Origin of the sequence: Thauera aromatica (assembly GCF_023093595.1) — a bacterium.
Taxonomy (GTDB): domain Bacteria; phylum Pseudomonadota; class Gammaproteobacteria; order Burkholderiales; family Rhodocyclaceae; genus Thauera; species Thauera aromatica_A.
Window position 1 is genome coordinate 19,167 of sequence record NZ_JALLIK010000097.1, and the last position, 25,919, is coordinate 45,085.

The 25,919-nt window shown below is 67.1% G+C and carries 21 protein-coding genes; 7 read left to right on the plus strand and 14 right to left on the minus strand.

Features of this window, described 5'->3' with window-relative positions; genetic code table 11:
* Positions 1-5: 5 nt before the first annotated feature.
* The 8 genes from rseP to rpsB form a co-directional block, all read right to left on the minus strand.
* Positions 6-1,370 carry an RIP metalloprotease RseP gene (gene rseP / locus MXC99_RS07670; RefSeq protein WP_247724892.1) on the minus strand — a complete coding sequence of 455 codons (1,365 nt, stop codon included), beginning with the start codon at positions 1,368-1,370 and terminating at the stop codon, positions 6-8.
* Positions 1,367-2,569, minus strand: a complete 1,203-nt coding sequence (gene ispC, locus MXC99_RS07675; protein WP_247724893.1) for a 1-deoxy-D-xylulose-5-phosphate reductoisomerase — start codon at positions 2,567-2,569, stop codon at positions 1,367-1,369. The genes rseP and ispC overlap by 4 nt, the downstream gene beginning before the upstream one ends.
* Before the next feature lie 63 nt (positions 2,570-2,632).
* Entirely contained in the window at positions 2,633-3,454 is an 822-nt protein-coding gene (locus tag MXC99_RS07680) for a phosphatidate cytidylyltransferase (protein WP_247724894.1), read from the minus strand.
* The gene (gene uppS, locus MXC99_RS07685) at positions 3,447-4,232 is read right to left on the minus strand and encodes a polyprenyl diphosphate synthase (RefSeq protein ID WP_247724895.1); all 786 of its coding nucleotides are present in this window, start codon (positions 4,230-4,232) and stop codon (positions 3,447-3,449) included. The genes MXC99_RS07680 and uppS overlap by 8 nt, the downstream gene beginning before the upstream one ends.
* Before the next feature lie 49 nt (positions 4,233-4,281).
* Positions 4,282-4,839, minus strand: a complete 558-nt coding sequence (frr, locus tag MXC99_RS07690) for a ribosome recycling factor (protein ID WP_247724896.1) — start codon at positions 4,837-4,839, stop codon at positions 4,282-4,284.
* 18 nt (positions 4,840-4,857) lie between these two features.
* Positions 4,858-5,571, minus strand: coding sequence for a UMP kinase (pyrH, locus tag MXC99_RS07695; RefSeq protein WP_075148936.1), 714 nt, complete (start codon positions 5,569-5,571; stop codon positions 4,858-4,860).
* A 10-nt stretch (positions 5,572-5,581) separates the two neighbouring features.
* Entirely contained in the window at positions 5,582-6,478 is an 897-nt protein-coding gene (gene tsf, locus MXC99_RS07700; RefSeq protein WP_075148937.1) for a translation elongation factor Ts, read from the minus strand.
* 90 nt (positions 6,479-6,568) lie between these two features.
* Positions 6,569-7,324 (minus strand): 30S ribosomal protein S2, encoded by a 756-nt coding sequence (gene rpsB / locus MXC99_RS07705; protein WP_075148938.1) that lies wholly within the window; start codon positions 7,322-7,324, stop codon positions 6,569-6,571.
* A 322-nt stretch (positions 7,325-7,646) separates the two neighbouring features.
* On the opposite strand from rpsB, the gene map reads away from it, so the two are divergent.
* Positions 7,647-8,468, plus strand: a complete 822-nt coding sequence (gene map / locus MXC99_RS07710) for a type I methionyl aminopeptidase (RefSeq protein WP_247724897.1) — start codon at positions 7,647-7,649, stop codon at positions 8,466-8,468.
* A gap of 29 nt (positions 8,469-8,497) precedes the next feature.
* Complete coding sequence (locus tag MXC99_RS07715; protein WP_247724898.1) at positions 8,498-11,074, plus strand: [protein-PII] uridylyltransferase; 2,577 nt, start codon at positions 8,498-8,500, stop codon at positions 11,072-11,074.
* Between the two features lie 7 nt (positions 11,075-11,081).
* Here the strand turns inward: MXC99_RS07715 and MXC99_RS07720 are convergent, their stop codons facing one another.
* The gene (locus MXC99_RS07720; protein ID WP_247724899.1) at positions 11,082-11,588 is read right to left on the minus strand and encodes a TIGR00645 family protein; all 507 of its coding nucleotides are present in this window, start codon (positions 11,586-11,588) and stop codon (positions 11,082-11,084) included.
* Between the two features lie 8 nt (positions 11,589-11,596).
* Positions 11,597-12,334: an S-methyl-5'-thioinosine phosphorylase gene (locus MXC99_RS07725; RefSeq protein ID WP_247724900.1), complete on the minus strand. Its 738-nt coding sequence runs from the start codon at positions 12,332-12,334 to the stop codon at positions 11,597-11,599.
* Positions 12,335-12,465: 131 nt separating this feature from the next.
* Between MXC99_RS07725 and typA the strand changes: the two genes are divergently transcribed.
* Complete coding sequence (gene typA / locus MXC99_RS07730) at positions 12,466-14,283, plus strand: translational GTPase TypA (protein ID WP_247724901.1); 1,818 nt, start codon at positions 12,466-12,468, stop codon at positions 14,281-14,283.
* Positions 14,284-14,457: 174 nt separating this feature from the next.
* On the opposite strand, the gene galU is transcribed toward typA, so the two are convergent.
* The 4 genes from galU to smc all read right to left on the minus strand — a co-directional run bounded on the left by galU (position 14,458) and on the right by smc (position 22,290).
* The gene (gene galU, locus MXC99_RS07735; RefSeq protein WP_247724930.1) at positions 14,458-15,360 is read right to left on the minus strand and encodes a UTP--glucose-1-phosphate uridylyltransferase GalU; all 903 of its coding nucleotides are present in this window, start codon (positions 15,358-15,360) and stop codon (positions 14,458-14,460) included.
* A 76-nt stretch (positions 15,361-15,436) separates the two neighbouring features.
* Positions 15,437-17,551 (minus strand): NAD-dependent DNA ligase LigA, encoded by a 2,115-nt coding sequence (gene ligA, locus MXC99_RS07740; RefSeq protein ID WP_247724902.1) that lies wholly within the window; start codon positions 17,549-17,551, stop codon positions 15,437-15,439.
* 13 nt (positions 17,552-17,564) lie between these two features.
* On the minus strand, positions 17,565-18,650 hold the full coding sequence (locus MXC99_RS07745) for a cell division protein ZipA C-terminal FtsZ-binding domain-containing protein (RefSeq protein WP_247724903.1): 1,086 nt from the start codon (positions 18,648-18,650) through the stop codon (positions 17,565-17,567).
* A gap of 34 nt (positions 18,651-18,684) precedes the next feature.
* The gene (smc, locus tag MXC99_RS07750; protein WP_247724931.1) at positions 18,685-22,290 is read right to left on the minus strand and encodes a chromosome segregation protein SMC; all 3,606 of its coding nucleotides are present in this window, start codon (positions 22,288-22,290) and stop codon (positions 18,685-18,687) included.
* Between the two features lie 187 nt (positions 22,291-22,477).
* On the opposite strand from smc, the gene MXC99_RS07755 reads away from it, so the two are divergent.
* Genes MXC99_RS07755 through MXC99_RS07770 form a run of 4 tightly spaced genes read left to right on the plus strand, consistent with a single transcriptional unit; the run spans position 22,478 to position 25,899 of the window.
* Positions 22,478-22,651 carry a hypothetical protein gene (locus MXC99_RS07755; RefSeq protein ID WP_247724904.1) on the plus strand — a complete coding sequence of 58 codons (174 nt, stop codon included), beginning with the start codon at positions 22,478-22,480 and terminating at the stop codon, positions 22,649-22,651.
* Positions 22,648-23,841 (plus strand): succinyldiaminopimelate transaminase, encoded by a 1,194-nt coding sequence (gene dapC, locus MXC99_RS07760; RefSeq protein WP_247724905.1) that lies wholly within the window; start codon positions 22,648-22,650, stop codon positions 23,839-23,841. Before MXC99_RS07755 ends, dapC begins: the two co-directional genes overlap by 4 nt.
* A 20-nt stretch (positions 23,842-23,861) precedes the next feature.
* Positions 23,862-24,683 carry a 2,3,4,5-tetrahydropyridine-2,6-dicarboxylate N-succinyltransferase gene (gene dapD / locus MXC99_RS07765; protein WP_247724906.1) on the plus strand — a complete coding sequence of 274 codons (822 nt, stop codon included), beginning with the start codon at positions 23,862-23,864 and terminating at the stop codon, positions 24,681-24,683.
* A 40-nt stretch (positions 24,684-24,723) separates the two neighbouring features.
* A complete protein-coding gene (locus tag MXC99_RS07770) occupies positions 24,724-25,899 on the plus strand; it encodes a PilT/PilU family type 4a pilus ATPase (RefSeq protein ID WP_247724907.1) in 1,176 nt (391 codons plus the stop codon).
* Positions 25,900-25,919: the final 20 nt, after the last annotated feature.

The window sequence follows — 25,919 nt, forward strand, 5'->3', positions numbered from 1 at the left end:
GGAGTTCAGCCGGAAATGAGACGATTGATGTCGTTATAGAAGGCGAATGCCATAAGCATCACCAGGAGGACGAGACCGATCTGCTGACCGATCTCCATGACGCGCTCCGGGATCGGGCCGCCCTTGATGAGCTCGACCGTATAATACAGCAAGTGTCCGCCGTCCAGCACCGGGATGGGAAGCAGGTTGAGCACCCCCAGGCTGATGCTGATGAGAGCGACGAACTTCAGGTAATGGCTCAATCCCAACTGCGCGCTCTGGCCCGCGTAGTCGGCGATCGTCACCGGCCCGGAAAGGTTTTTCCACGACACTTCTCCGGTGATCATGCGGCCGATCATCTGCAGGCTGAGCACGCTGGTTTCCCAGGTCTGGCGGACCGCTTTCGCCGCCGCATCAAAAGGCCCGTAGCGCACGGTGGCGAACATCGACAATCCGCCCGGTGCCGGCTCGGCCACCGCGACGCCGATGCGGCCGATGCGCTCGCCGTTCTCGCTCGCCGCATCGGGAGTCACGAGGTATTCCGCCTCCTCCCCTGCGCGCCGGATCTCGAAGCGCAGCGGCACACCGGGCGCCTGGCGCACCTTGAGCACCAGCTCGCCCCAGGCCGCAATCGGCTCGCCGCCGATGGCAAGCACCTCGTCGCCCGGCAGCAATCCGGCGCGGGCGGCCGCACCGTCCTCGGACAGGCGTCCGAGCACCGGCCGGATCAGCGGGCGCCAGGGCTTGAGGCCGATGCGGGCGATCAGATCCTGGTCCTCGCCATCGATCGCGATCCCGCTCAGATCGAACCGCCGGAAAGTCTCCACGTCTTCGAGCGTGCGCACCTGGAGCAGCACTTCGCGACGATCGAGGGCATGGCGCAGCAGGACCCAGCGCAGATCCTGCCAGCTGTGCACCGGCTCCTCGTCCACCGCCACCACCAGATCGCCTTCGCGCACCCCCGCGGCGACGGCGATGGCCGGCGTATCGGAGAGCGCGATGCGCGGGCGCAGCTCCTCGATTCCGGCCACGAACAGTCCCCAGTACAGCACGATGGCGAGAAGAAAGTTCGCCAGCGGACCGGCGGCGACGATGGCGAAGCGCCGGTACACGCTCTGGCGGTTGAAGCTGCGGTGCAGCTCGGCCGGCGCGACCGGCGCTTCGCGTTCGTCGAGCATCTTCACGTAGCCCCCCAGGGGGAAGGCGGCGATCGCCCACTCGGTGCCGTCGCGTCCGGCGCGCCGAACGTACAGCGGCTTGCCGAAACCGATCGAAAAGCGCAGCACCTTCACTCCGCACCAGCGGGCGACGAGGTAGTGCCCCATCTCATGCACCAGGATCAGCAGACCAAGGGCGAGCGCGAACGGAATCAGGTAGTTCAGCAGGTTCATCGGGCAGCCTGTCGTTGGCGGATTTCGCTGCGGGCCCATTCACGGCCGCAGGCGTCGGCGGCGAACACCGCCTCGAGCGAATCGACCGTGAGCGTGGTGCTGCGTTCCAGGCAGGCGGCGATCACGCGGGCGATGTCGAGAAAGCCGATGCGCCGCTCGAGGAAGGCGGCCACCGCCTCCTCGTTGGCGGCGTTGAGCACCGCCGGCGCCGCGCCGCCCGCACGCAGCGCATCGAAGGCCAGCGCCAGGCAGGGAAAGCGCTGCAGGTCGGGACGCTCGAAATCGAGCCGTGCGACTTCGAACAGGTCGAGCGGGCGCACCCCGGCCTCGATGCGCTCGGGCCAGGCCATGGCATGGGCGATCGGGGTGCGCATGTCGGGGTTGCCGAGCTGGGCGATGACCGACCCGTCGGCGTACTCGACCATCGAATGAATGACGCTCTGGCGATGGATGACGACCTCGATCATCTCGGCGGGCACACCGAACAGCCAGTGCGCCTCGATCACTTCGAGGCCCTTGTTCATCATCGTCGCCGAATCGACCGAGATCTTGCGCCCCATCACCCAGTTGGGGTGGGCGCAGGCCTGCTCGGGGGTCACCGCGGCAAACGCCTCCGGCGCCGCGGCGCGGAACGGCCCGCCCGAAGCGGTGAGCAGCACCCGGCGCACGCCCGCCGCCCGCGGCTGGCGCGCATAGCCGGCCGGCAGGGACTGGAAAACGGCGTTGTGCTCGCTGTCGATCGGCAGCAGGGTCGCGCCGCTGGCGGCGACCGCGTCCATGAACAGCGCCCCGGACAGGACCAGTGCTTCCTTGTTGGCGAGCAGCACCTTCTTGCCCGCCCGTGCCGCGGCCAGGGTCGGGCGCAGCCCGGCGGCGCCGACGATGGCGGCCATGACCATGTCCGCCTCGGGGGCGGCGGCAATGCTCTCCAGCGCCTTCGCCCCGCTCAGCACTTCGGTGGCGCTGCCCGCCGCACGCAGCTCGGACGCCAGTCGCGCGGCCGCCTCCTCGTCCACCATCACCGCATAGCGTGGCGCGAACTGCAGGCACTGGGCGAGCAGCTTGTCGTACTGGCGCCGGGCGCTGAGGGCAAAAACCTGGAAGCGCTGTGGATGACGTGCGACCACGTCGAGCGTGCTCTGCCCGATCGAGCCGGTGGCTCCCAGCAGGGTGAGGCGTTGAGGTGCGTGTTCAGCCATGGAAAGGAGGCCTTGGAGATCCGGAGAGTCGCCGCTGTACTGTGCCGGAAACGTGAGCGGCGGTCAGCGGGCCAGCCACAAGGTGGCGAGTGCCACCAGCGGCAGGGTCGAGGTGAGGCTGTCGATACGATCGAGGATACCGCCGTGGCCGGGCAGCAGGGCGCCACTGTCCTTGAGACCGGCCTGGCGCTTGAGCAGCGACTCGAACAGGTCGCCGACGACGCTGGCCGCGGTCCAGGCGATCAACGCCGCAGCGATCGCCGGCGCTCCCCCGGCGTGGTCCGCCCCGAGCGCGACCAGCACGCCGAAGCCGAACAGCAGCACCGCGAGCACCGCGCCGACTGCGCCCTCCCAGGTCTTGCCCGGGCTGATCGAAGGCGCCAGTTTGTGCCGTCCGAACGCGCGCCCGGAAAAATAGGCGGCGATGTCCGCGACCCAGACCACCGCCATCGTCCCCAGCAGCACCCAGGGGCCGAACGCGCGCAACTGCATGAGCGCGAGCGCAGTCGGGATGAGCACGACGAAGCCGACCAGCGAGGCGAGCAGCGGACGGGTGAAGGACCATTTGCGCGCAAGCCAGAGCGGGACGACGAAAGCCCAGAACAGGGCACTGATCCCATACAGCGGAATCAGCACGACCGCGCCGCCCGGCTCGCCCCGCCCCAGCCCGGTGAGAAAACCGAGCATGGCGCAGGCGATCCCGAACACGATTGCGGTGGACATGCGCAAGGAGTACTCGAAGCGTGCCAGCCCGCCCCACTCCCAGGCGGCCGCGGCACAGACGGCCGCGCACAGCACCACCCAGCCGGTGGCGGGGAGCAGGAACACCGCCCCCAGCAGGCCGCCGAGGAGCAGGATCGCGGTGATGACCCGCTCTTTAAGCATGGGGAGCCCGTGGCTCGCCGCCCGCTGCGGCCAGCTGTTCGCTCGTGCGCCCGAAGCGGCGCTCGCGGCCGTTATAGGATTCGATCGCGAGGTCGAGGGCGGCGCCGTCGAAATCAGGCCACAAGGTATCGGTGAAATACAGTTCGGTATAGGCCAGTTGCCACAGCAGGAAGTTGCTGATGCGCTTTTCGCCGCCGGTACGGATGAAAAGGTCGGGCTCGGGAGCGAAGCACATCGACAGCTCGCCGGCGAGTTCTTCCTCGCTGAAGCCTTCACTGCGCCCGGGATGGCGCGCGATCAGCCGCGACATCGCCTGCAGGATGTCCCAGCGTCCGCCGTAATTGGCCGCAACGCTCAGATGGAAGCGGGTATTGGCCGCGGTCAGCGCTTCGGCTTCACGGATCACGCCGACCAGCTGCGGGTCGAAGCGCGACAGATCGCCGATGACGCAGAAACGGATGCCGTTTTCGTGGAGGCGGGCGACCTCCTTCTGCAACGACTTGAGGAACAGCTGCATCAGGAAGGAAACCTCGTCGGCGGGGCGGCGCCAGTTTTCCGAGCTGAACGCGAACACGGTGAGATATTCGACACCACGTTCGATGCAGCGCCGGATCACCGCGCGCAAAGCTTCGACGCCACGCGAATGCCCCGCCACCCGGGGCATGAAGCGCTTGCGCGCCCAGCGCCCGTTGCCGTCCATGATGACAGCGACGTGGCGCGGCACCGAGGCCACTTCGGGAATGTCGCGCGTGGAGCTCTTGAAGCGTTTGCCGCTCATGGTCCGCCTCCTGTTCGACGCTGGCGGCAACCGTGCCGCCGCGCGCGGATCAGATCTGCATCAGCTCCTGCTCTTTCTGGGCAAGCAGCTTGTCGATCTCGGCGACGTACTTGTCGGTGAGCTTCTGGATTTCGTCCTCGGCCCGGCGCTCGTCGTCTTCCGAGATCGCCTTGTCCTTGACCGCGTCCTTGAGCTGCTGGTTGGCATCGCGACGCAGGTTGCGGATCGCGACCTTGGCGGTTTCGCCTTCGTGGCGCACGACCTTGGTCAGGTCGCGGCGGCGCTCTTCGGTCAGCGCCGGCATCGGCACGCGCAGCAGTTCGCCCATGTTGGCCGGATTGAGGCCGAGGTCGCTGTCGCGGATGGCCTTCTCGACCTTCGCCATCATCGGCTTTTCCCAGCACTGCACGCCGATCGTGCGGGCGTCGATCAGGGTGATGTTGGCGACCTGATTGACCGGCACCATCGAGCCGTAATACTCGACCATGACGTGGTCGAGGAGGCCGGTATGGGCGCGGCCGGTCCGCACTTTGGCGAGATCGGTCCTCAGCGCCTCGACCGACTTCTGCATTTTCTGTTCGATGATCTTCTTGAGTTCGGGAATCATGCGCGCACTCTCCAGGGTTCAGGAATGGACCAGGGTGCCTTCGTCTTCGCCCATCACCACGCGCTTGAGCGCGCCGGGCTTGAAGATCGAGAACACGTTGATCGGCAGCTTCTGGTCGCGGCACAGGGCGAACGCGGTGGCATCGAGCACCGCCAGGTTGCGGCCGATCGCCTCGTCGAAGCTGATCCGGTGATAGCGCTGTGCGCTCGGATCCTTCTTGGGGTCGGCGGTATACACGCCATCGACCTTGGTCGCCTTGAGCACGATCTGGGCGCCGATCTCCGAGCCGCGTAGCGCGGCGGCGGTATCGGTAGTGAAGAAGGGGTTGCCGGTGCCGGCGGCGAAGATCACCACCCGGCCTTCTTCCAGATGACGGATCGCGCGGCCGCGGATGTAGGGCTCGACGACCTGGTCGATGCGCAGCGCCGACTGCACGCGCGCCTCCAGGTCCATGCGCTGCATCGCGTCGGCCAGCGCCATCGCGTTCATCACCGTCGCCAGCATGCCCATGTAGTCGGCAGTGGCGCGGTCCATGCCGGAAGCCGCGCCCTTCATGCCGCGGAAGATGTTGCCGCCGCCGATCACCACGCCGACCTGCACACCGAGCCGGGTGACTTCGGCAATTTCGGAGACGATCCGGCTGACGACGTCCTCGTTGATCCCATAGGCATCGTCACCCATGAGGGCCTCGCCCGAGAGCTTGAGCAGGATGCGCTTGTAGGCGGCGGACACGCTGTTCCCCTTACTTCTTGGCTGCGGCGGCAGCCTGTTCGGCCACTTCGGCGGCGAAGTCGGTGACTTTCTTCTCGATGCCTTCGCCGACCAGATACAGCACAAAACCCGCGACCGAGGCGCCCCGGGCCTTCAGCAGTTGCTCGATGGTCTGTTTGCCGTCCTCGGCCTTGACGAAGACCTGGCCGAGCAAGGTGACTTCCTTGAGGAACTTCTGCACCGTGCCTTCGGCGATCTTCTCGAGCATCGCGTCCGGCTTGCCGGCTTCGCGCGCCTTCTCGATGGCGATGCGGCGCTCGGCGTCGATCAGCTCCTGCGACACGCCGCTGGAGTCCAGCGACTTCGGCTTCGAGGCGGCGATGTGCATCGCCAGATCCTTGGCGAGCTGCTCGTCGCCACCGACGAGATCAACCAGCACGCCGATCTTGGCCCCGGCATGCACATAGCTGGCGAGCTGACCCTGAGCTTCGATGCGGGCGAAGCGACGGATGCTCATGTTTTCGCCGATCTTGCCCACCAGCGCGGTGCGGATCGCCTCGACGCTCTGACCGCCGATCTCGAGCGCGGACAGCGCGGCGACATCGGCCGGGTTCTTCTGCGCGACCAGTTCGGCGAGCTGTGCGGCGAGGGCGATGAAGTCGTCGTTCTTGGCGACGAAGTCGGTTTCGCAGTTCAGTTCGACCATCGCGGCGAGCTTGCCACCGGCAGCCAGAAAGGTGCCGACGATGCCTTCGGCGGTGACGCGGGCAGCGGCCTTGGACGCCTTGTTGCCGAGCTTGACGCGCAGGATCTCTTCGGCCTTGTCCATGTCGCCGGCGGCTTCGGTCAGCGCCTTCTTGCACTCCATCATCGGCGCGTCGGTCTTCTCGCGCAGTTCCTTGACCATGCTTGCGGTGATTTCCGCCATGCTAGCTCCTGAATATTCGTGTGTGGGGTATGCGGCGGGAAGATCGGGCCGCAGTGCAAACGGGGCCTCGCGGGCCCCGTGTGATCTGGATCAGGCCTGGTCCTGCGTGCCTTCTTCCTCGACCTCGACGAACTCGTCGCCGCCGGCATCGACGATTTCCTGCAGCACCTGGCTGCGTCCCTGGAGCACGGCATCGGCCACGCCGCGGGCGTAGAGGCGGATCGCGCGCGAGGAGTCGTCGTTGCCCGGGATCACGTAATCCACGCCTTCGGGCGAATGGTTGGTGTCGACCACGGCGACGACCGGAATACCCAGCTTCTGCGCTTCGGTGATGGCGATCTTGTGGTAGCCGACGTCGATCACGAACAGCGCATCGGGCAGACCGCCCATGTCCTTGATGCCGCCGATCGACTTCTGCAGCTTCTCGAGTTCGCGGCGCACGGTCAGCGCTTCGCGCTTTGACAGACGCTCGACCGAGCCGTCTTCCATCATCGCCTCGACTTCCTTCAGGCGCTTGATCGACTGCTTGACCGTCTTGAAGTTGGTCAGCATGCCGCCGAGCCAGCGCTCATCGACAAAAGGCATGCCCGCGCGCTGGGCTTCTTCGGCGATGATCTCGCGCGCCTGGCGCTTGGTGCTGACAAACAGGATGTTGCCGCGGTTGGCGGCGAGCTTGCGCGTGAACTCCACCGCTTCGTTGTACTTCACCATCGTCTTTTCGAGATTGACGATGTGGATCTTGTTGCGCTGACCGAAGATGTAGGGGGCCATGCGCGGGTTCCAGAATCGGGTCTGGTGGCCGAAATGGACGCCGGCTTCGAGCATCTGACGCATTGTGACTGACATGTGTGACTCCAAACTAAAAGGGTTGAGCCTCCGCCCTGCAGAGGGGATCGCGACATCCGGCGCGCTTTGCACGCTAGCGGATGCTGGTCCCCGACACGCCATCGACTGCGAAATGAAAGCCGTGCATGCCGCACTTTGCCTTCCCGCGCCGATGGACCCTTTCCTGCCGGGCGTGCGGATTTTGCCTGCCTGAGCAGACAAGCCGGCGATATTAACATGGCGTCAGCAGGCCACTCAAGGCTTGTGCCGCTCGGCGTTTGCCCACGCGGGGCGCTTGCGATAGCCTTGTCGTATTTTCCGCCCCAACCCAGAAGAACAGACAATGAGCATCACCATCAAGACCCCTGAAGAGATCGAACGGATGCGCACGGCCTGCCGCCTCGCCGCCGAAGTGCTCGACTACATCGCCCCCTTCGTCGTCCCCGGGGTGACCACGGCCGAACTCGACCGCCTGTGCCACGACTACATGGTCGATGTCCAGCACACCATTCCCGCGCCGCTCAACTACGCGCCTCCGGGCTACACCCCCTACCCGAAATCGATCTGCACTTCGATCAACCATCAGGTCTGCCACGGCGTCCCCGGCGGTAAGGCGCTGAAGAAAGGCGACATCGTCAATATCGACATCACGGTGATCAAGGACGGCTTTCACGGTGACACCAGCCGGATGTACCTGGTCGGCGGCGAAGGCAGCGCCAGCATCATCGCCCGGCGCCTGACCCACATCACCTACGAGTGCCTGTGGCTGGGCATCGCTGCGGTCCATCCCGGTGGCCGCCTGGGCGACATCGGCGCCGCGATCCAGAAGCATGCCGAGGGCAACGGCTTTTCGGTGGTGCGCGAATTCTGCGGCCACGGCATCGGGCGCAATTTCCACGAGGACCCGCAGGTCCTGCACTACGGCAAGGCCGGCACCGGGCCGGAACTGAAGCCGGGGATGATCTTCACCATCGAACCGATGATCAATGCGGGCAAGGCGGCGATCTCCGAGTTGCCCGACGGCTGGACCATCGTCACCAAGGACCGCAGCCTGTCCGCACAGTGGGAACATACCGTTCTGGTGACCGAAACCGGGGTCGAAGTGCTCACCCTGTCCGCCCACTGCCCGCCGCCGCCCGCCCTGGTCGCGGCCCGCTTCGGCTGACGTGGGCTTCGAGCGGGACGCCCGCCCCGATGTACGACGCACTGACCGCTGCGCTGCAGCCGACCGTGGCGGCGGCGAGACGCCGGCTCGCCGAGGGCATGGCCGCCCTGCGCGCCCGCTACGAGGCCAGGCCGCAGACCGCCACCGTGCTCAGGGGACGGGCGCAGCTCGTCGATGAGGCGATCTCGACCCTGTGGGCGGCCTGCGCCATGCCCCCGCCCGCCGCCGTGGTCGCGGTGGGCGGCTACGGCCGGGGCGAGCTGTTTCCCGCTTCCGATGTCGATCTGCTGATCCTGCTGCCGGCACCGGCCGACGCCGACCTCCAAGTGCGCCTCGCCGCGCTGGTCGGCGCGCTGTGGGACATGGGCCTCGAAATCGGCCACGCGGTGCGCACGGTGGACGAATGCCTGGTGATCGCGGCAGACGACATCACCGTGCAGACGAACCTGCTCGAGGCGCGGCTGCTCGCGGGCAGCGCGGCGCTGTTCGGCGAACTCTGCGCGCGCTACCGCGAAGCCCTCGACGTGCGCACCTTCTTCAAGGCTAAGCGACTCGAACAGGAACAGCGCTACGCCCGCTTCAACGAAACGCCGTACGCGCTCGAACCCAACTGCAAGGAAAGCCCGGGGGGACTGCGCGACCTGCAGATGCTCGGCTGGATCGCGCGCGCCGCCGGCCTCGGTCGCAACTGGCGCGACCTCGCGCGCCGGCGCCTGATCACCGGGGGCGAGGCGGGCGAACTGCGCAAGGTCGAGCGTTTCCTCCAGCATCTGCGCATCCGCCTGCACTACCTCGCGGGGCGGGCCGAAGACCGCCTGCTCTTCGATCACCAGGAAAAACTCGCCGCGATCCTGGGCATCGAAGCCACCGCTACCCGCCGCGCCTCCGAAGTGCTGATGCAGCGCTACTACGTCACCGCCAAGATCGTCATGCAGCTCAATACCGTGCTGCTGCAGAACTACGGCAGCGTGATCTTTCCCGACCGCGGCGCGGCGATCGTCGTCAATGCCCGTTTCCAGGTCGTACACGAACTGCTCGACCTGCGCGAGGAAGACCTGTTCGAGCGCGAGCCGGCGGCCATCCTCGAATCCTTCCTGCTGCTCGAGCAACGCTCCGAGCTCAAGGGCATGAGCGCGCGCATGCTGCGCGCCCTATGGATCAACCGGAACCGGGTCAACGCCGCTTTTCGCGCCCGCCCCGAGCACCGCGCCCTGTTTTTGCAGATCCTCCAGCAAAAGCGCGGCATCCTCCATGCCTTCCGGCGGATGAACGAATACGGCATCCTGTCGCGCTACATTCCGGCCTGGCGCCGGATCGTCGGTCAGATGCAGCACGACCTCTTCCACGTCTACACCGTGGACCAGCACATCCTGATGGTGCTGCGCAACCTGCGCCGCTTCACGATGGGCGAACACGCGCACGAATACCCGCTGATGACGCGCTTGATGATGGGCTTCGAGCGCTACTGGCTGCTTTACCTCGCCGCCCTCTTCCACGACATCGCCAAGGGCCGTGGCGGCGACCATTCCAAGCTGGGGATGGCCGACGCACGCGAGTTCTGCACGCAGCACGCCCTGCCCGACGAAGACGGCGCGCTGGTCGTCTGGCTGGTCGAGCACCACCTGACGATGTCGCACGTCGCGCAAAAGGAAGACACCTCCGACCCCGAAATCATCGCGCGCTTCGCTGCCGTCGTCGGCGACGAGCGCCGCCTGGTCGCGCTCTACCTGCTCACCCATGCCGATGTCCGCGGCACCAGCCCGAAAGTGTGGAATGGCTGGAAGGGCAAGCTGCTCGAAGACCTGTTCTTCGCTACCCGCCGCCTGCTGCGCGGCGCCACGCCGCAGGAAGCACTCGGCCTCGACGACCGCCTCGAGGACGCGCGCAAGCTGCTGCGCTACTACGGCTTGCGCCCGGGCATCGAGGAGGCGCTGTGGGCGCAGCTCGACCCGGTGTATTTCATGCGCCACTCCGCCGAGGAGATCGCTTGGCACACCCGCGTGCTCTACCACCGCCCCCGCTCCGAACAGCCGGTGGTGAAGGCGCGCGTCGCCGAGGGCGAGGACGGCGTGCAGGTGATGGTGTTCACCCGTGACCAGAAGGATTTGTTCGTACACCTGACCGGCCTCTTCGGGCGCATGGGCTTCACCATTCTCGACGCCAAGGTACACACCACCCGCCACGGCTTCGCCCTCGACAGCTTCATGTTGCAGGACCCCGGGCATGCGGCCTCGTACCGCAACATCGTCACCCTCATCGAACATGAGCTGAGCACCCGCCTGCAGTCCCCGGGCGCACCCGAGCGCCCCGCGCGCGGGCGGATGTCGCGCCAGGTCCGGCATTTTCCGATCACCCCGGAAGTCAGCATCCGCCCCGACGAGGCCGGCCGCCACTACGTGCTGTCGCTGACCGCGGCGGATCGGCCGGGGCTGCTGTTCGATGTCGCCTCGGTCCTCGCCGCCCACGGCATCCGCCTGCACACGGCGAAGATCGCCACCCTGGGCGAGCGCGTCGAGGACGCGTTCCTGCTCACCGGCCAGGCGCTGGCGCAGGATACCCAGGTCCTGAAGATCGAGCGCGAGCTGCTCGAGCGCCTGCAGGTTTGAGCAGAACTCAGTGACCCTTGCCCGCCAGCCGGTCCATCGCAGCGTAAAGGAGACCGGAAACGACGAAAGTCAGGTGAATGCCGACCATCCAGCCGAGATGGCTGTCGGTGAGGTTGGCGACGTTCATGAAGGCCTTCAGCAGCTCGATCCCGGAAATCGCCACGATCGAGCCGATCAGCTTGAGCTTCAGGTCGGAGAAGCCGATGTGGCCCATCCAGTCGGGGCGGTCGCGGTGGCTGTGCAGATCCTCCATTTTCGAGACGAAGTTCTCGTAGCCGCTGAACATGATGATGATCAACAGATTCATGATCAGCGCGATGTCGACCAGCGACAGGACGCCGATGATGAGCTCGCCGCCGCTGGCGGTGAAGATGCCGGCGAACAGGCGCACGATTTCCTTGCCGAACTTCACCAGCAGCAGCAACATCGCCAGCACCAGCCCGAAATAGACCGGCGCCATCAGCCAGCGGCTGGCGAACAGCACATGTTCGAACGCGCTTTCCAGACGTTTCATATCGCTCCTCAGACCCGGCAAAGACATTCGAGCACGGCGCGCACGCGCACCATGGACTCCTGCAGCACCACTTCGATGTCGTCGAAATGGATGCCGTGCTCGCTCGACGAGCGGCCCGCTGCGTAGTTCACCACCACGTTGATCGCCGCATAGGGAAGCTCGAGTTCGCGCGCGAGCACCGCTTCGGGCATCGCCGTCATGCCCACGAGTTCGGCGCCGTCGCGCTCGAAGCGGTCGATTTCCGCCGCCGTTTCCAGGCGCGGCCCCTGGGCCGCAGCATAGACGCCGCCGTCGAAGGCGCTGTCGCCCGCCGCCGTTGCCGCGCGCAGCAGCCGCTGGCGCAAGGCCTCGTCATAGGGGCGGGTGAAATCGACGTGCCGCACCGGAGTGTCGATGCCGTCAAAAAAGGTGCTCTCGCGCCCCCAGGTGTAATCGATGATCTGGTTCGGCACCACCAGCGTGCCCGGCGGCCAGTCGGCGCGGATGCTGCCCACCGAGGCCACCGAGACGATGCCCTCGACCTTGGCCTGCTTCAGCGCCCAGATATTGGCGCGGTAATTGACCCGGTGCGGCGGAATGGTGTGGCCGTGGCCGTGGCGGGCGAGAAAGACCACCGGCGCCTCGCACATCCTGCCGAACGTCAGTGCAGCGGAAGGCTCGCCGAAGGGCGTGCGCGCCACTTCACGGCGCACGTTTTCCATATTCGAAAGCTGCGTCAGGCCGCTGCCGCCGATGATTGCGAGCATTGAGCGAAACTCCATGGAACGGGGCGGCGGATTCTATCACGGGCCCGTTCCCGCCCAGCTCGCCGAGAATTCATGTTGCAGCGCCGCAGCCCATGGTAGAATCCTCGCCCTTTCAAAGACTTCCCGCCTCCATGTCCCGCGCCATCCGCAACATCGCCATCATCGCCCACGTCGACCACGGCAAGACCACCCTCGTCGACCAGCTGCTGCGCCAGTCCGGCACCTTCCGTGAAAACCAGCAGGTCGCCGAACGGGTCATGGACTCGGGGGACATCGAGAAGGAGCGCGGCATCACCATCCTGTCGAAGAACTGCGCGATCCAGTACGGCGACACCCACATCAACATCGTCGACACGCCGGGCCACGCCGACTTCGGCGGCGAGGTCGAGCGCGTGCTGTCAATGGTCGATAGCGTGCTGCTGCTCGTCGACGCGGTCGAAGGCCCGATGCCGCAGACCCGCTTCGTCACCCGCAAGGCGCTCGCCCTCGGCCTCAAGCCGATCGTCGTCATCAACAAGATCGACCGCCCCGGCGCGCGCCCGGACTGGGTCATCAACCACACCTTCGATCTGTTCGACAAGCTCGGCGCCACCGAGGAGCAGCTCGACTTCCCGGTGATCTACGCTTCCGGCCTCAACGGCTTCGCGGTGGTCAACGAGAATGACGAGCGCACCGACATGCGCCCGCTGTTCGAGGCCATTCTCGAGCATGTCCCGGCGCCGGAAGTCGATGCCGACGGCCCGCTCCAGCTGCAGGTGTGCTCGCTCGACTACTCCACCTACATGGGCCAGCTCGGCATCGGCCGCATCAAGCGCGGGCGCGTGCGCCCGAACCAGGAAGTCGTGGTGATGTACGGGGAGGAAAACCGCGGCAAGGGCAAGGTCAGCCAGGTCCTCACCTTCAAGGGGCTGGAGCGCTCGCCGGCGGAGTTCGCCGAGGCCGGCGACATCGTCCTGATCGCCGGCATCCAGCAGGTCAACATCGGCGTCACCTTGTGCGACCCGGACTGCCTCGAAGGCATGAAGCCGATCGCCGTCGACGAACCGACGCTGACGATGAACTTCATGGTCAACACCTCGCCCCTGGCCGGGCGCGAAGGCAAGTACGTCACCAGCCGCCAGATCCGCGAGCGCCTGGAAAAGGAACTGCTCAAGAACGTCGCCCTGCGCGTGACCTACACCGGCGACTCGGACGTGTTCGAAGTTTCCGGCCGCGGCGAACTGCACCTCACCATCCTGCTCGAGAACATGCGCCGCGAAGGCTACGAGCTGGCGGTCGGCCGCCCGCGCGTCGTCTACAAGGAAATCGACGGCGCCAGATGCGAGCCCTATGAACTGCTGACCGTCGACGTCGAGGAAGACCACCAGGGCGGCGTCATGGAAGAGCTCGGCCGCCGTCGCGGCGAGCTGCAGGACATGCAGCCCGACGGCAAGGGTCGGGTGCGTCTCGAATACCGCATTCCGGCCCGTGGCCTGATCGGTTTCCAGGGCGAGTTCCTCACCATGACCCGCGGCACCGGCCTGGCCAGCCACGTCTTCGACGACTACGGCCCGATGGCCGGGGCGATGGCCGAGCGCCGCAACGGCGTGCTCATCTCACAGAACGACGGCGACGCCGTGGCCTACGCCCTGTGGAACCTGCAGGACCGCGGCCGCATGTTCGTGAGCCCGGGCGAAGCCCTCTACGAAGGCATGATCATCGGCGTGCATTCGCGCGACAACGACCTCGTCGTGAACCCGATCAAGGGCAAGCAGCTCACCAACGTGCGCGCCTCCGGCACCGACGAAGCCGTGCGCCTGATCCCGCCGATCGCGCTGACGCTGGAGTCCGCGATCGAATTCATCGCCGATGACGAGCTGGTCGAAATCACCCCGAAGAGCATCCGCCTGCGCAAGCGCCACCTCAAGGAAACCGAGCGCAAGCGCGCCGCCAAGGCCGCCGACGCCTGATCCCCGACGCCTGATCCATCTCGTTCTGCACCTGCAGGCGACGAGGCCCCGCCGGGAACATCCCGCCGGGGCCTCTGTCCTTCCGTGCCCGCCGGCGGGATCGCGCTGGCGCCGATCCCGCGACGCCGGAGCGCCGGAGCGCCCGAGTCGTCGGGCGCCACCGCCGATGAACGGTTATTTCTTCTTGCCGCTGGCCGCTTCCCCGCCGAAACGGCCGCGGAGATACTGCGCGAATTCGGCTCCGGTTTCCGAGTGGCGCAGGCCGAATTCGATCGTCGCCTTCAGGTACCCTAGTTTGGAGCCGCAGTCGTAGCGCACGCCGTCGAACTGGTACGCCAGCACCGCCTCCTCCTTCAGCAGTGAGGCGATCCCGTCGGTGAGCTGGTATTCCCCTCCCGCGCCCGGCTTCAATGCGCGGATGTGGTCGAAGATGCGCGGAGTCAGGATGTAGCGCCCGACCACGGCCTGGGTGGTAGGAGCTTCTTCGGGTTTCGGCTTTTCGACGATGCCGGTCATGCGCTGCACCTGACCCTTGTCGGTCTCGGTGCTGACGATGCCGTAGCTGCGGGTTTCCTCGCGCGGCACGTTCATGGTGCCGAGCACCGAGCAGCGGTGGTAATTGTAGACATCGACCATCTGCTTCAGCACCGGCTTGCCGTCCTTGTTGTCGAGCAGGTCGTCGGCGAGGATCACGGCAAAGGCCTCGTCGCTGACCACGTGGCTCGCGCACAACACCGCATGGCCCAGACCGAGCGCTTCGGACTGGCGGATGTAGATGCAGTTGACCCCCTTCGGCACGGTCTTGCGCACGATTTCGAGCAGTTCTTTCTTGCCGCGCGCTTCGAGCTCGGTTTCCAGCTCGTAGGCCTTGTCGAAGTGATCCTCGATCGAACGCTTGGTGCGACCGGTGATGAAGATCATGTCGGTGATCCCGGCCGCCACGGCTTCCTCGACCGCGTACTGGATCAGCGGCTTGTCGACGATCGGCAGCATTTCCTTCGGGCTGGCCTTGGTCGCCGGCAGAAAGCGCGTGCCCATGCCGGCAACCGGGAACACCGCCTTGGTGACCTTCTTCATTTTCATTGCTCTCCCAGAGTGAAAGATTGCTGCATTGCAGCGGGCACGATCCTGCGCCGATCCGCCCCCGGCCGCATCAGCCGTTCATGTCCGTTTCGTTCAGCAGCGCGCGCAGCCCGTCCTCGTCGAGGATGGCAAGGCCGAGCGCCTGCGCCTTGTCCAGCTTCGAGCCGGCTTCGGCACCGGCCACCACGTAGTGGGTCTTCTTCGATACCGAGCCGGCGACCTTGCCGCCCCGCGCCTCGATCAGCGCCTTGGCTTCGTCGCGGCTGAGTGTCGGCAGGGTCCCGGTGAGCACGAAAGTCTTGCCCGCGAAGGCCCCGGCCGCCGCAGTCGCCGGCTCATTCTCCTGCCATTGCACGCCGGCCGCACGCAGCTGCACGATGACTTCGCGGTTGTGCGACTCGGCAAAGAATTCGGCGATCGACTTCGCCACGATCGGGCCCACGTCCGGCACCTGCTGCAGCGCATCGACGCCGGCGGCCATCAGCGCATCCAGCTTGCCGAAGTGGCGTGCCAGATCGCGCGCGGTGGCCTCGCCCACGTTGCGGATGCCGAGCGCGAAAATGAAGCGCGCCAGCGTCGTGCTGCGACTCTTCTCGATCGCGGCCAGCAGGTTCTGCGCCGACTTTTCGCCCATGCGCTCGAGCCCGGCGAGCGCAAGCACGTCCAGCCGGTACAGATCCACCGGCGTCTTGACGGTGGCCGCATCGACCAGCTGATCGACCAGTTTGTCGCCCAGGCCCTCGATATCCATCGCCCGCCGGCCGGCAAAGTGCAGCAGCGCCTGCTTGCGCTGCGCCGGGCAGAACAGGCCGCCGGTGCAGCGGGCCGCCGCCTCGTCCTCACCGCGCACGACATGCGAGCCGCACACCGGGCAGGTGGGGAATTTATCCAGCAGCACGAAGCGCGGCAGCTCGCGGGTCCGGCGCTCGAGCACCGGCGCGACGACTTCCGGAATGACGTCGCCGGCGCGGCGCACGATCACCCAATCGCCGATGCGCACGTCCTTGCGGTCGATCTCGTCCTGATTGTGCAGGGTGGCGTTGGTCACCGTGACTCCGCCGACGAATACCGGCTCGAGCCGCGCCACCGGAGTCAGCGCTCCGGTGCGCCCGACCTGCACCTCGATGTCGCGCAGCAAGGTCACCGCCTCCTGCGCCGGATATTTGTGCGCGACCGCCCAGCGCGGTTCGCGGGTCAGGAAGCCGAGGCGCTGCTGCAGGGCGAGCGCATTGACCTTGTACACCACGCCGTCGATGTCGAACGCCAGCGCCTCGCGCAGCGCACCGATGCGGTCATGGAATCCGGCCAGCCCGGCGCCGCCCCGCACCACCTCGCGGTACGCACACACCGGCAGGCCGAAGGCAGCGACGGCGTCGAGCACTCCGGCATGGGTCGGCGGCAGCGTCCACCCCACGGTCTCGCCCAGGCCGTAGGCGAAGAACGACAAGGGGCGGCGCGCGGCGACGGCGGGATCGAGCTGTCGGATGCTGCCGGCAGCGGCATTCCGCGGATTGACGAAGACCTTGTCGCCGGCTTCGGCCTGGCGGCGGTTGAGGGCCTCGAAATCGTCGCGGCGCAGGTAGATTTCACCGCGGATCTCGAGCACCGGCGGCGCCTCGCCGCGCAGGCGCAAGGGAATCGCCTTCACCGTCCGGACGTTGGCGGTCACATCCTCGCCGGTTTCACCGTCGCCGCGGGTGGCGGCCTGGACCAGCACGCCGTGCTCATAGCGCAGGTTGATCGCCAAGCCGTCGAACTTGAGCTCGACCGCGTATTCGACTTCGGGATCGCCCTCCCCCAGGCCCAGCTCGCGGCGCGTGCGTGCATCGAACGCCCAGGCCCCGCTCGCCTCGGTGTCGGTTTCGGTGCGGATCGACAGCATCGGCAGCCGGTGGCGCACCGGAGCGAACTGGGCGAGCGGCTGGCCGCCCACGCGCCGGGTCGGCGAGTCCGCCGTGCACAGCGCCGGATCGGCGGTCTCGAGCGCCTGCAGTTCGCGAAACAGGCGGTCGTATTCGGCGTCCGGAATGGTCGGCGCGTCGAGCACGTAGTAAGCGTGGTCGTGGCGCGCGATTTGCGCACGCAGTTCGGCTGCGCGCAGAGCGGCCGCGTTCGGGTCGTCCTTGCCGGACGCGGCGGGGCGATCGCCGCGCGGCTGCGCGGCACCGTTCGCAAATGGATCCATCACGCCAGGATCGTCACACTGAGAACAGCCGCCGCGCCAGCAGGCCGCCAGCCGAAATGCCGCGCTCGGCCATGCGCTGCTGGAACTGCTCGACCTGAGCCCGGATCAGTGCCGCGGCATCCGCCCCGAACGGGGTACGGTTGTCATCGACGACGCTGCCTTCGAGGCGCTCGGCGAGATCGGAGGCGGTACGCATCAGGCGGTCGAAGGCCGTGACCCCATCGGCGACGTGCGGCACATCAATGACGAACGTCAGGCCGCGGGTCACCAGCCGTGCCATGCCGCCTTCGACGAATAGTTCGGGTTCGAGGTTGCTCAATGTGAACAGGGTCGCGCCGCCATCATCGACGGCATGGAAGCTGCCATCGCCGGCCAGCCCGAGACCGAGCTGTTCGGCGAGCCGCTGCACTTCTGCGCCTTCGAACTGGCGCTCGCGGGCGACCACGTTGACTCCGATCTGCACGTCGACATCGGCGCAGAAGCGATCCAGTTCGGCGGCGTTGCGCAGGGTTTCGGCGCGCAGCGGCAAGCCCGGCGGCAGCGCCATCACGGCGTCGGCGACGCGCTGCACGCCGCCGCTGAAGCGCATGAAATCGGCCTCTCCGATCGAGCCCTGGCGGTCGACCAGCTGCAGCCCGGCACAGAACCAGTGGCAAGCGCCCGTGCGCTCCGGCCCCAGCGCATGCCACTGGTTCTGGGTGTCGTCGAAGCCGAACCAGCGCACCGGCTTGCCCAGCCCGGCCAGATACTCCGACTGAAGCTGCCACAGCCGCTGCACCTCAAGCGGTTCGATGACTTCCAGGTGGATCACGCAGTCGGCACGCGCATCGAGCAGATCGGGCAGCGACGGGGCGCTGCGCTTGAGCGGGGCCTCGTTGAAGCGGCGCGGGCCGTCCTCCTCCGCCAGGCCGGGCTCGCGGCGCTCAGCCGTGGCGCTGCCGCCGACTTGCGGCTCGAGCAGCACGTCGCGGTGCTCGGACTTGAAGGCACGCTCGGCCTCGCGCCGGTGCTTGCGTTCCTGCCACTTGTTGTAAGCCACGATCAGCACCACCACGGCGATGCCGGCGCCGATCAAAGCGATCTGAAGTTCGCTATCCATTCGTATCCCATATTCCAGAATTGCCTTGAATTCCTCAGGCTGCGGCCGGTTCGGCCAGACGCAGCGCCTGTTCGATATCGACTTCGACGACGCGCGACACGCCTTGCTCCTGCATCGTCACACCGACGAGCTGCTGCGCGAATTCCATCGTGATCTTGCTGTGGCTGATGAAGATGAACTGGGTCTGCGATGACATGCGCTTGACCATGGCGGCGTAGCGCTCGGTGTTGGTATCGTCCAGCGGAGCATCCACCTCGTCAAGCATGCAGAACGGCGCCGGATTGAGCTGGAACATCGCAAACACCAGCGCAATCGCGGTCAGCGCCTTCTCACCGCCCGAGAGCAGGTGGATCGAGGTGTTCTTCTTGCCCGGCGGCTGAGCCACGATCTGGATGCCGGCATCGAGAATCTCCTCGCCGGTCAGCACCAGCGCTGCGCGACCGCCGCCGAACAGCTGCGGAAACAGGGTGCCGAACTGGCGATCGACCGTATTGTAGGTCTGCTGCAGCTGCTCGCGGGTCTCGCGGTCGATACGCCGGATCGCGTCCTCCAGCGTGTCGATGGCCTGCAGCAGATCCTCGGTCTGGGCATCGAGATAACCCTTGCGTTCGGCTGCGCTGTTCAATTCGTCGAGCGCGGCGAGGTTTACCGCCCCGAGCTCGGCGATTTCGCGCCCCAGGCGGGCCACTTCGCGCTGCAGCGCGGCTTCCTTCGGCGCGTCGGCGAGCAGTGGCGCGAGGGCGGCTTCGTCGGCCTGCGCTTCCTGCAAGCGCTCGTCGCACTGGCCCTCCGCCAGCGCGGCGGCCTGCACCGCGAGGCGCAGCTCCGCGACCCGGGCGCGGACCGGAGCGGCCTCGTGCTCGGTGCGCAGGCGTGCCTCCTCGCCTTGCCTGAGCGCCGCGGCGGCCGCCTCGAGCGCATCGCGGCTGGTGGCGAGCGCGCTTTCACGCCGCCCCCGCAGGGCGAGCGCATGTTGCAATGCGTCGGCGCTGCGGCGGTCGTCGACCCCACCCAGCTCGGCATCGGCGACCGTGCGCTCGGCCGCGATACGCGCCAGCTGCTCGCCGGCAAGGAGCCGGTTGCGGGCGAGGTCTTCGAGCTTTCCGCGACATTCGCGCGCGGAAAATTCCGCCTCCTGCACTTCACGCACTGCGGCCTGTTCCAGCGCACGCGCTTCGCGCAGCGCTTGTTCGCGCTCGCGCAGCACCTCGGCGGCGGCATCCAGGCGGGCGCGCTGCACGTCGGCCAGCTCGGCCGAGCGCGCCTGCTCGAGTTCGGCACGGGCGAAGTGTCCGCGCTCGCTCGCCTCCAGGCGAACCACGTCTTCGAGATCGCGGGCGAGCTGGTCGCGACGCTCCTCGGCGCGGCTGCGCGCCTGGGCGAGCTTGAGCGCTTCGACCTGCTCCGCATGCAGCCGGGCCTGCGCTTCCTGGATGTCGCGACGCAAGCCGTTGGCGCGCTCGTGCAGCGCCGCGGCGGCCGACTCGGCCGTGCGCAGGGCGTCGCCGGCGGTGCAGGCGTCCGCCTCGAGCGTCTGCCGCTCGAGAGCGAGGGCGTCGATTTCGCGCTGGCGCTCGAGGACGCCGTGGGTACGGCTGTCGGGGACGTGATGGACCAGCGCATCGCGGCTCAGGATCTGTCCGCGGGGGCCAACCAGGCTGACCCCGGGTGGCAGCTCCGCACGGCGGGGAAGCCAGTCTTCCAACTGGTCGACGGCGTGGATGCCGGCGAGGAAATCATCGACCAGCGCGCGCAGGGCGGGATCGGCGACGCGCACCAGGGTCGCCAGTGCGCGCGGCAGCGTGCCGTGCGCGGCTTCGCCGCCGGCACGCGCCGGAGTGCTCCCTGGTGCACGGGCGAAACCGATCGCCAGCGATTCCGGCGGAGCTTCGTCCAGCACCGCCTGCGCCGCGCCTCCGGCGACCGGCGCATCGTCTACGATCAGGGCGGAAAGGCGCTCGCGCAGCGCGGCATGGACGGCACCGTCCCAGCCGGCTTCCACCTGCAGCTGCGTCCACAGCGGCGCCAGCGTGTCGAGGCCGTGGCGTTCGAGCCAGTCGCCGAGCTTGCCCTGCGACTGCACGCGGGCCTGCAGCTGGGCCAGCGCGTCGTGGCGCGCGCGCAGCTCGGTCAGCCGGCGCTGCACCCTGCGCTCGTGCTCGAGCGCGGCTTCGAGCCCCGCCTGGGCACCGGGCAGGCGCAACTGGACCGCGGCAAGCTCGTGCTGCGCGGCTTCGAGCGCCTCCTGCATGGCTTCGAGGCGGGCTTCGCACTCGGCGATCCGCTCCGGATCGGGGCCGGCGATGCTCCCCTGCTCCACTTCGAGGCGGCCACGGCGTTGCTGCAGCGCATCGAGCGCACGCGCGGCATTGGCGCAGTGGGCCTCCTCCACTTTCAGCTGCTGCTCGGTCTGTGCCAGTTCGCGCCGCACTGCGGCCACGGTGGTGTCGGCGGCCTGGCGGGCGGCCTCGAGCTCGGGAACGCGCCCGGCGATCTCGTCATGGCGGGCTCCGGCCTGTTCTGCACGCAGCGCGGCATGTTCGGCGAGTGCCTCCCAGCGCTCGCGCTCGGCACCGAGGCTTGCGCTGCGCGCCTGCCAGTGGTCGTGTTCGGTTTCGAGCTGGGCGAGGCGGGCTTCGAGGCGTGCGCGGGCTTCCGCCCGGTGCCGCAGTTCGGCTTCGAGCCGGGTGACTTCGGCACTGCTTGCGAGGAGTTCGCCGTGGGCATGATGGACCGCTTCGGAGGCTTCGAAGTGCGCGCCGCGAGCGGCCTCCACCGCCGCCTCGAGCGTCTGCAGGCGGGCGCTGTCGGCTTCGATGCGCTGGCCGGCCTCGGTCAGCGCCTGGGCCAGGCGCCGGTGTTCGGCACGCGCCTCGTCACGCTTGATCAGCCACAGCAGCTGCTGCTTCTGCAGATGGGCGGCACTCAGCGCGTGATAGCGCGCGGCGACTTCGGCCTGCGCCTCGAGATGGACGATGCGCTCGCCCAGTTCCATGCGGATATCGTCGAGACGGGCGAGATTGTCGCGTGCATCGCGCAAGCGCCCTTCGGTTTCCTTGCGCCGCTCGCGGTACTTGGTCACCCCCGCGGCCTCTTCGAGAAAGCCGCGGATTTCTTCCGGACGGGCTTCGATGATGCGCGAAATCATCCCCTGCTCGATGATCGCGTAGGCCCGCGGCCCCAGGCCGGTGCCGAGAAAAAGGTCGATCACGTCCTTGCGCCGGACGTGCAGGTTGTTGATGTAATAGGTCGACTCGCCGGAGCGGTCGAGCACGCGCTTGACCGCGATTTCCGCATAGCGCGACCACTGTCCGGCGGCCTTCCCTTCGCCGTTGTCGAACACCAGCTCGACGCTGGCGCGCGACACCGCCTTGCGCGTGGTCGAACCGTTGAAGATCACGTCCTGCATCGACTCGCCGCGCAAGGCCGAGGCCCGCGTCTCGCCCAGCACCCAGCGCACCGCGTCGATGATGTTCGACTTGCCGCAGCCGTTCGGCCCGACCACGCCGACCAGGTTGCCGGGAGTGAGCACCGTGGTCGGATCGACAAAGGTCTTGAAGCCGGCGAGTTTGAGCTTGGAAAGACGCACGAAGGGGAAGGCCGGAGAGGAAATCCGAAATCGCGCCTGCGACACCGCCATCACAGCAGGCACGGCGCGCATGATAGCACCCTCCCCTGCGGCCAACGCCTGCGCCCGGCGGTGAATTGCAACGAAGTATCGACCTTGCCGCGCGCCCTCTCGCGCGACATGAAACATACTGCAGCTCGCGGGGAGATGCGATAATTCCGTGCCACGCAACGCCAACAACGCAGGACAAGGGAAAACCATGCCGACCGATGTCGAAATCATGGCGCGGATCACAGCGCGGCAACAGCAGGTCGTCGCGATCCGCCCGCAGGAAGGAGCCGCAGGGATGCCCGCGTGGCGCAAGGCGGCGATCACCGCCAGAGGCGCGAGCGACGGCTTCCCGGTCCCCGCGGAGGAGGCAGGACAGCCATGAATCCGAACCTCGCCCGTCTGCAGACCTATCCGTTCGAGAAGCTGCGCACGCTGTTCGCCGGCATCGAGGCGCCTGCCGAGCTGAAGTCGATCCGCCTGTCGATCGGCGAGCCGCAGCACCCGACACCCGGCTTCATCCGCCAGACCCTGGCCGACAACCTCGGCGGCCTGTCGAGCTACCCCGCCACCGCCGGCAGCGATGCGCTGCGCAGCGCCATCGCCCACTGGCTCGAGCGCCGCTACGGCCTGCCGAAGATCGACCCGGTGACCCAGGTGATCCCGGTCAGCGGCACCCGCGAAGCCCTCTTCGCCTTCGCCCAGTGCGTGGTCGACGGCACCCGGCCGAATGCCAAGGTGCTGTGCCCGAACCCCTTCTACCAGATCTACGAAGGCGCCGCCTTCCTCGCCAACGCCGAGCCGGTGTTCATCAACAACCTGCCGGAAAACGATTTCGGCTCGGACTTCTCCGCCATCGACGACGCCACCTGGCGCGACATCCAGCTCGTCTATGTGTGTTCCCCGGGCAACCCCACCGGGCGCCTGCTCAAGCTCGACGAGTGGAAGACCTTGTTCGAGCTGTCCGATCGCCACGGCTTCGTGATCGCAGCCGACGAGTGCTACTCGGAGATCTACTTCGACGACGACGCCAAGCCGATCGGCGGCCTGGAGGCGGCCTGGCGGCTGGGACGCACCGACTTTCGCAACGTGGTGATGTTCTCCAGCCTGTCCAAACGCTCGAACGTGCCCGGCATGCGCTCGGGCTTCGTCGCCGGCGACGCGCGGATCCTGAAGGACTTCCTGCTCTACCGCACCTATCACGGCTGCGCCCTCGGCCCGGCGGTGCAGGCCGCCTCGATCGTGGCGTGGAACGACGAAGAGCACGTCGTCGAAAACCGCCTCCTGTATCGCGACAAGTTCGCCCGCATCACGCCGATGCTCGCGCCCTATCTGCCGGTTTCGCTGCCCGACGCCGGCTTCTACTACTGGGTGCGCACGCCGCTGCCGGACACCGAGTTCGCCCGCCGTCTGCAGGCTGAATATAATGTGACGGTCCTGCCGGGCAGCTTCCTCGCCCGCGAAGCCCATGGCGTGAACCCCGGCGCGGGCTTCGTGCGCATCGCCCTGGTCGCCGACCCCCATGAATGCGTCGAAGCCGCCGAGCGCATCATCGATTTCTGCAAGAACCTTTGAACAAGAGAGAGACCTCCCCCATGCACGCTTTGCAAAACCTCATCGACGACGCCTTTGAAAACCGCGCCGGCCTGTCGCCGGACTCGGCCCCGGTCGAGATCCGTCGCGCGGTCGAAGAAGTCATCGCCGGCCTCGACGCCGGCACCCTGCGCGTGGCCGAAAAGAAGGACGGCCAGTGGGTGGTGAACCAGTGGATCAAGAAGGCGGTACTGATTTCCTTCCGCCTGCGCGACAACGAAGTGGTCAACGCTGGCGGACTCAATTACTACGACAAGGTCGACACCAAGTTCGGCGACTACACCGCCGAACAGTTCCGCAGCGGCGGCTTTCGCGTGGTGCCGCCGGCGGTGGCGCGCAAGGGCAGCTTCATCGGCAGGAACGTGGTGCTGATGCCGTCCTACGTGAACATCGGCGCCTACGTCGATGAAGGCACGATGGTCGACACCTGGGCCACGGTCGGTTCCTGCGCCCAGATCGGCAAGAACGTGCACCTGTCGGGCGGCGTGGGCATCGGCGGCGTGCTCGAACCGGTGCAGGCCGGCCCCGTCATCATCGAGGACAACGTTTTCGTCGGCGCGCGCTCGGAAGTGGTCGAAGGGGTGATCATCGAGGAGAACGCGGTGCTGTCGATGGGCGTCTATATCGGCCAGAGCACCAAGATCTACGACCGCGAGACCGGCGAGATCAGCTACGGCCGCGTGCCCGCGGGCGCGGTCGTGGTGCCGGGCAGCCTGCCTTCGGCCGATGGCAAGTACAGCCTGTACTGCGCCGTGATCGTCAAGAAGGTCGACGCCCAGACCCGCGCCAAGACCGGCATCAACGAACTGCTGCGCGGCGCCTGAGCCTTCGTCCTCCAACGCTTCCCGCCCGAGCCTGCCCGGCATGATCTTCGACAGCCTGTTCCAGCTGATGTCCGAGAAGAAGGCGTCGGACATCTTCATCACCGCCGGCGCCCCGATCCACATCAAGATCCAGGGGCACACCCTGCCGATCAACAAGCAGGTGATGGATCCGCAGATGATCCGGCGCATGCTCGGCGAAGCGTTGAGCGAGGCCCAGCTGGCCACTTTCGAGCGCGAGCGCGAACTGAACCTGTCGTTCGGGCGGCGCGAATTCGGCAATTTCCGCGTCAATGTGTTCTGGCAGCGCGGCTCCCCGGCCGTCGTGGTGCGCTACATCCAGAGCGACATCCCCAGCATTCACAGCCTCGGCCTGCCGCCGGTGCTGACCGAAGTGGTGATGGACAAGCGCGGCCTGGTGCTGGTGGTCGGTGCCACCGGTTCGGGCAAGTCGACGACGCTGGCATCGATGCTCGACCATCGCAACCGCAACCGCAGCGGCCACATCCTGACCGTGGAAGATCCGATCGAGTACCTGTTCACCCACCGCAAGTCGGTGGTCAACCAGCGCGAAGTCGGAATCGACACCCTGAGCTGGAGCGAAGCCCTGCGCAATGCGATGCGCCAGGCTCCCGACTGCATCCTGATCGGCGAGATCCGCGACCGCGAGACCATGCAGGCGGCGATTTCCTATTCACAGACCGGCCACCTGTGTCTGGCGACCTTGCATGCAAACAACGCCTACCATGCGCTGACCCGGATGGTGAACTTCTTCCCGCTGGAAAACCGCCAGCTGCTCTACCTCGATCTCGCGGTGGCGCTGCGCTGCATCGTTTCCCAGCGCCTGGTGCGCAAACCCGACGGCCAGCGCGTGCCGGCGGTCGAGATGCTGATGAACACCCGCCACACGGCCGAGCTGATCGAGCGCGGTGCGCTCAACGACATCAAGGAAGCGATGGAACAGTCGCTGGCGCCCGGCTCGCAGACCTTCGAGCAGGCGCTCCACCGGCTCTATGCCGACCAGGTCATTACCCTGGAAGAAGCGCTCGCCAACGCCGATTCGCCGAGCAACCTGAACTGGCTGATCAGCAACACCCAGCAGGCCGCCCCCGATCTGCCGCCGCCTGCAGCCCGCTCCGGGTTGCTGACCGACTTCGAGTCGACCAACGCCGACGGCGCCTCCTTCCAGGAATTCATCCTCGACATGGACAACCACTGAGAGCCGCAGCGCACCATGCA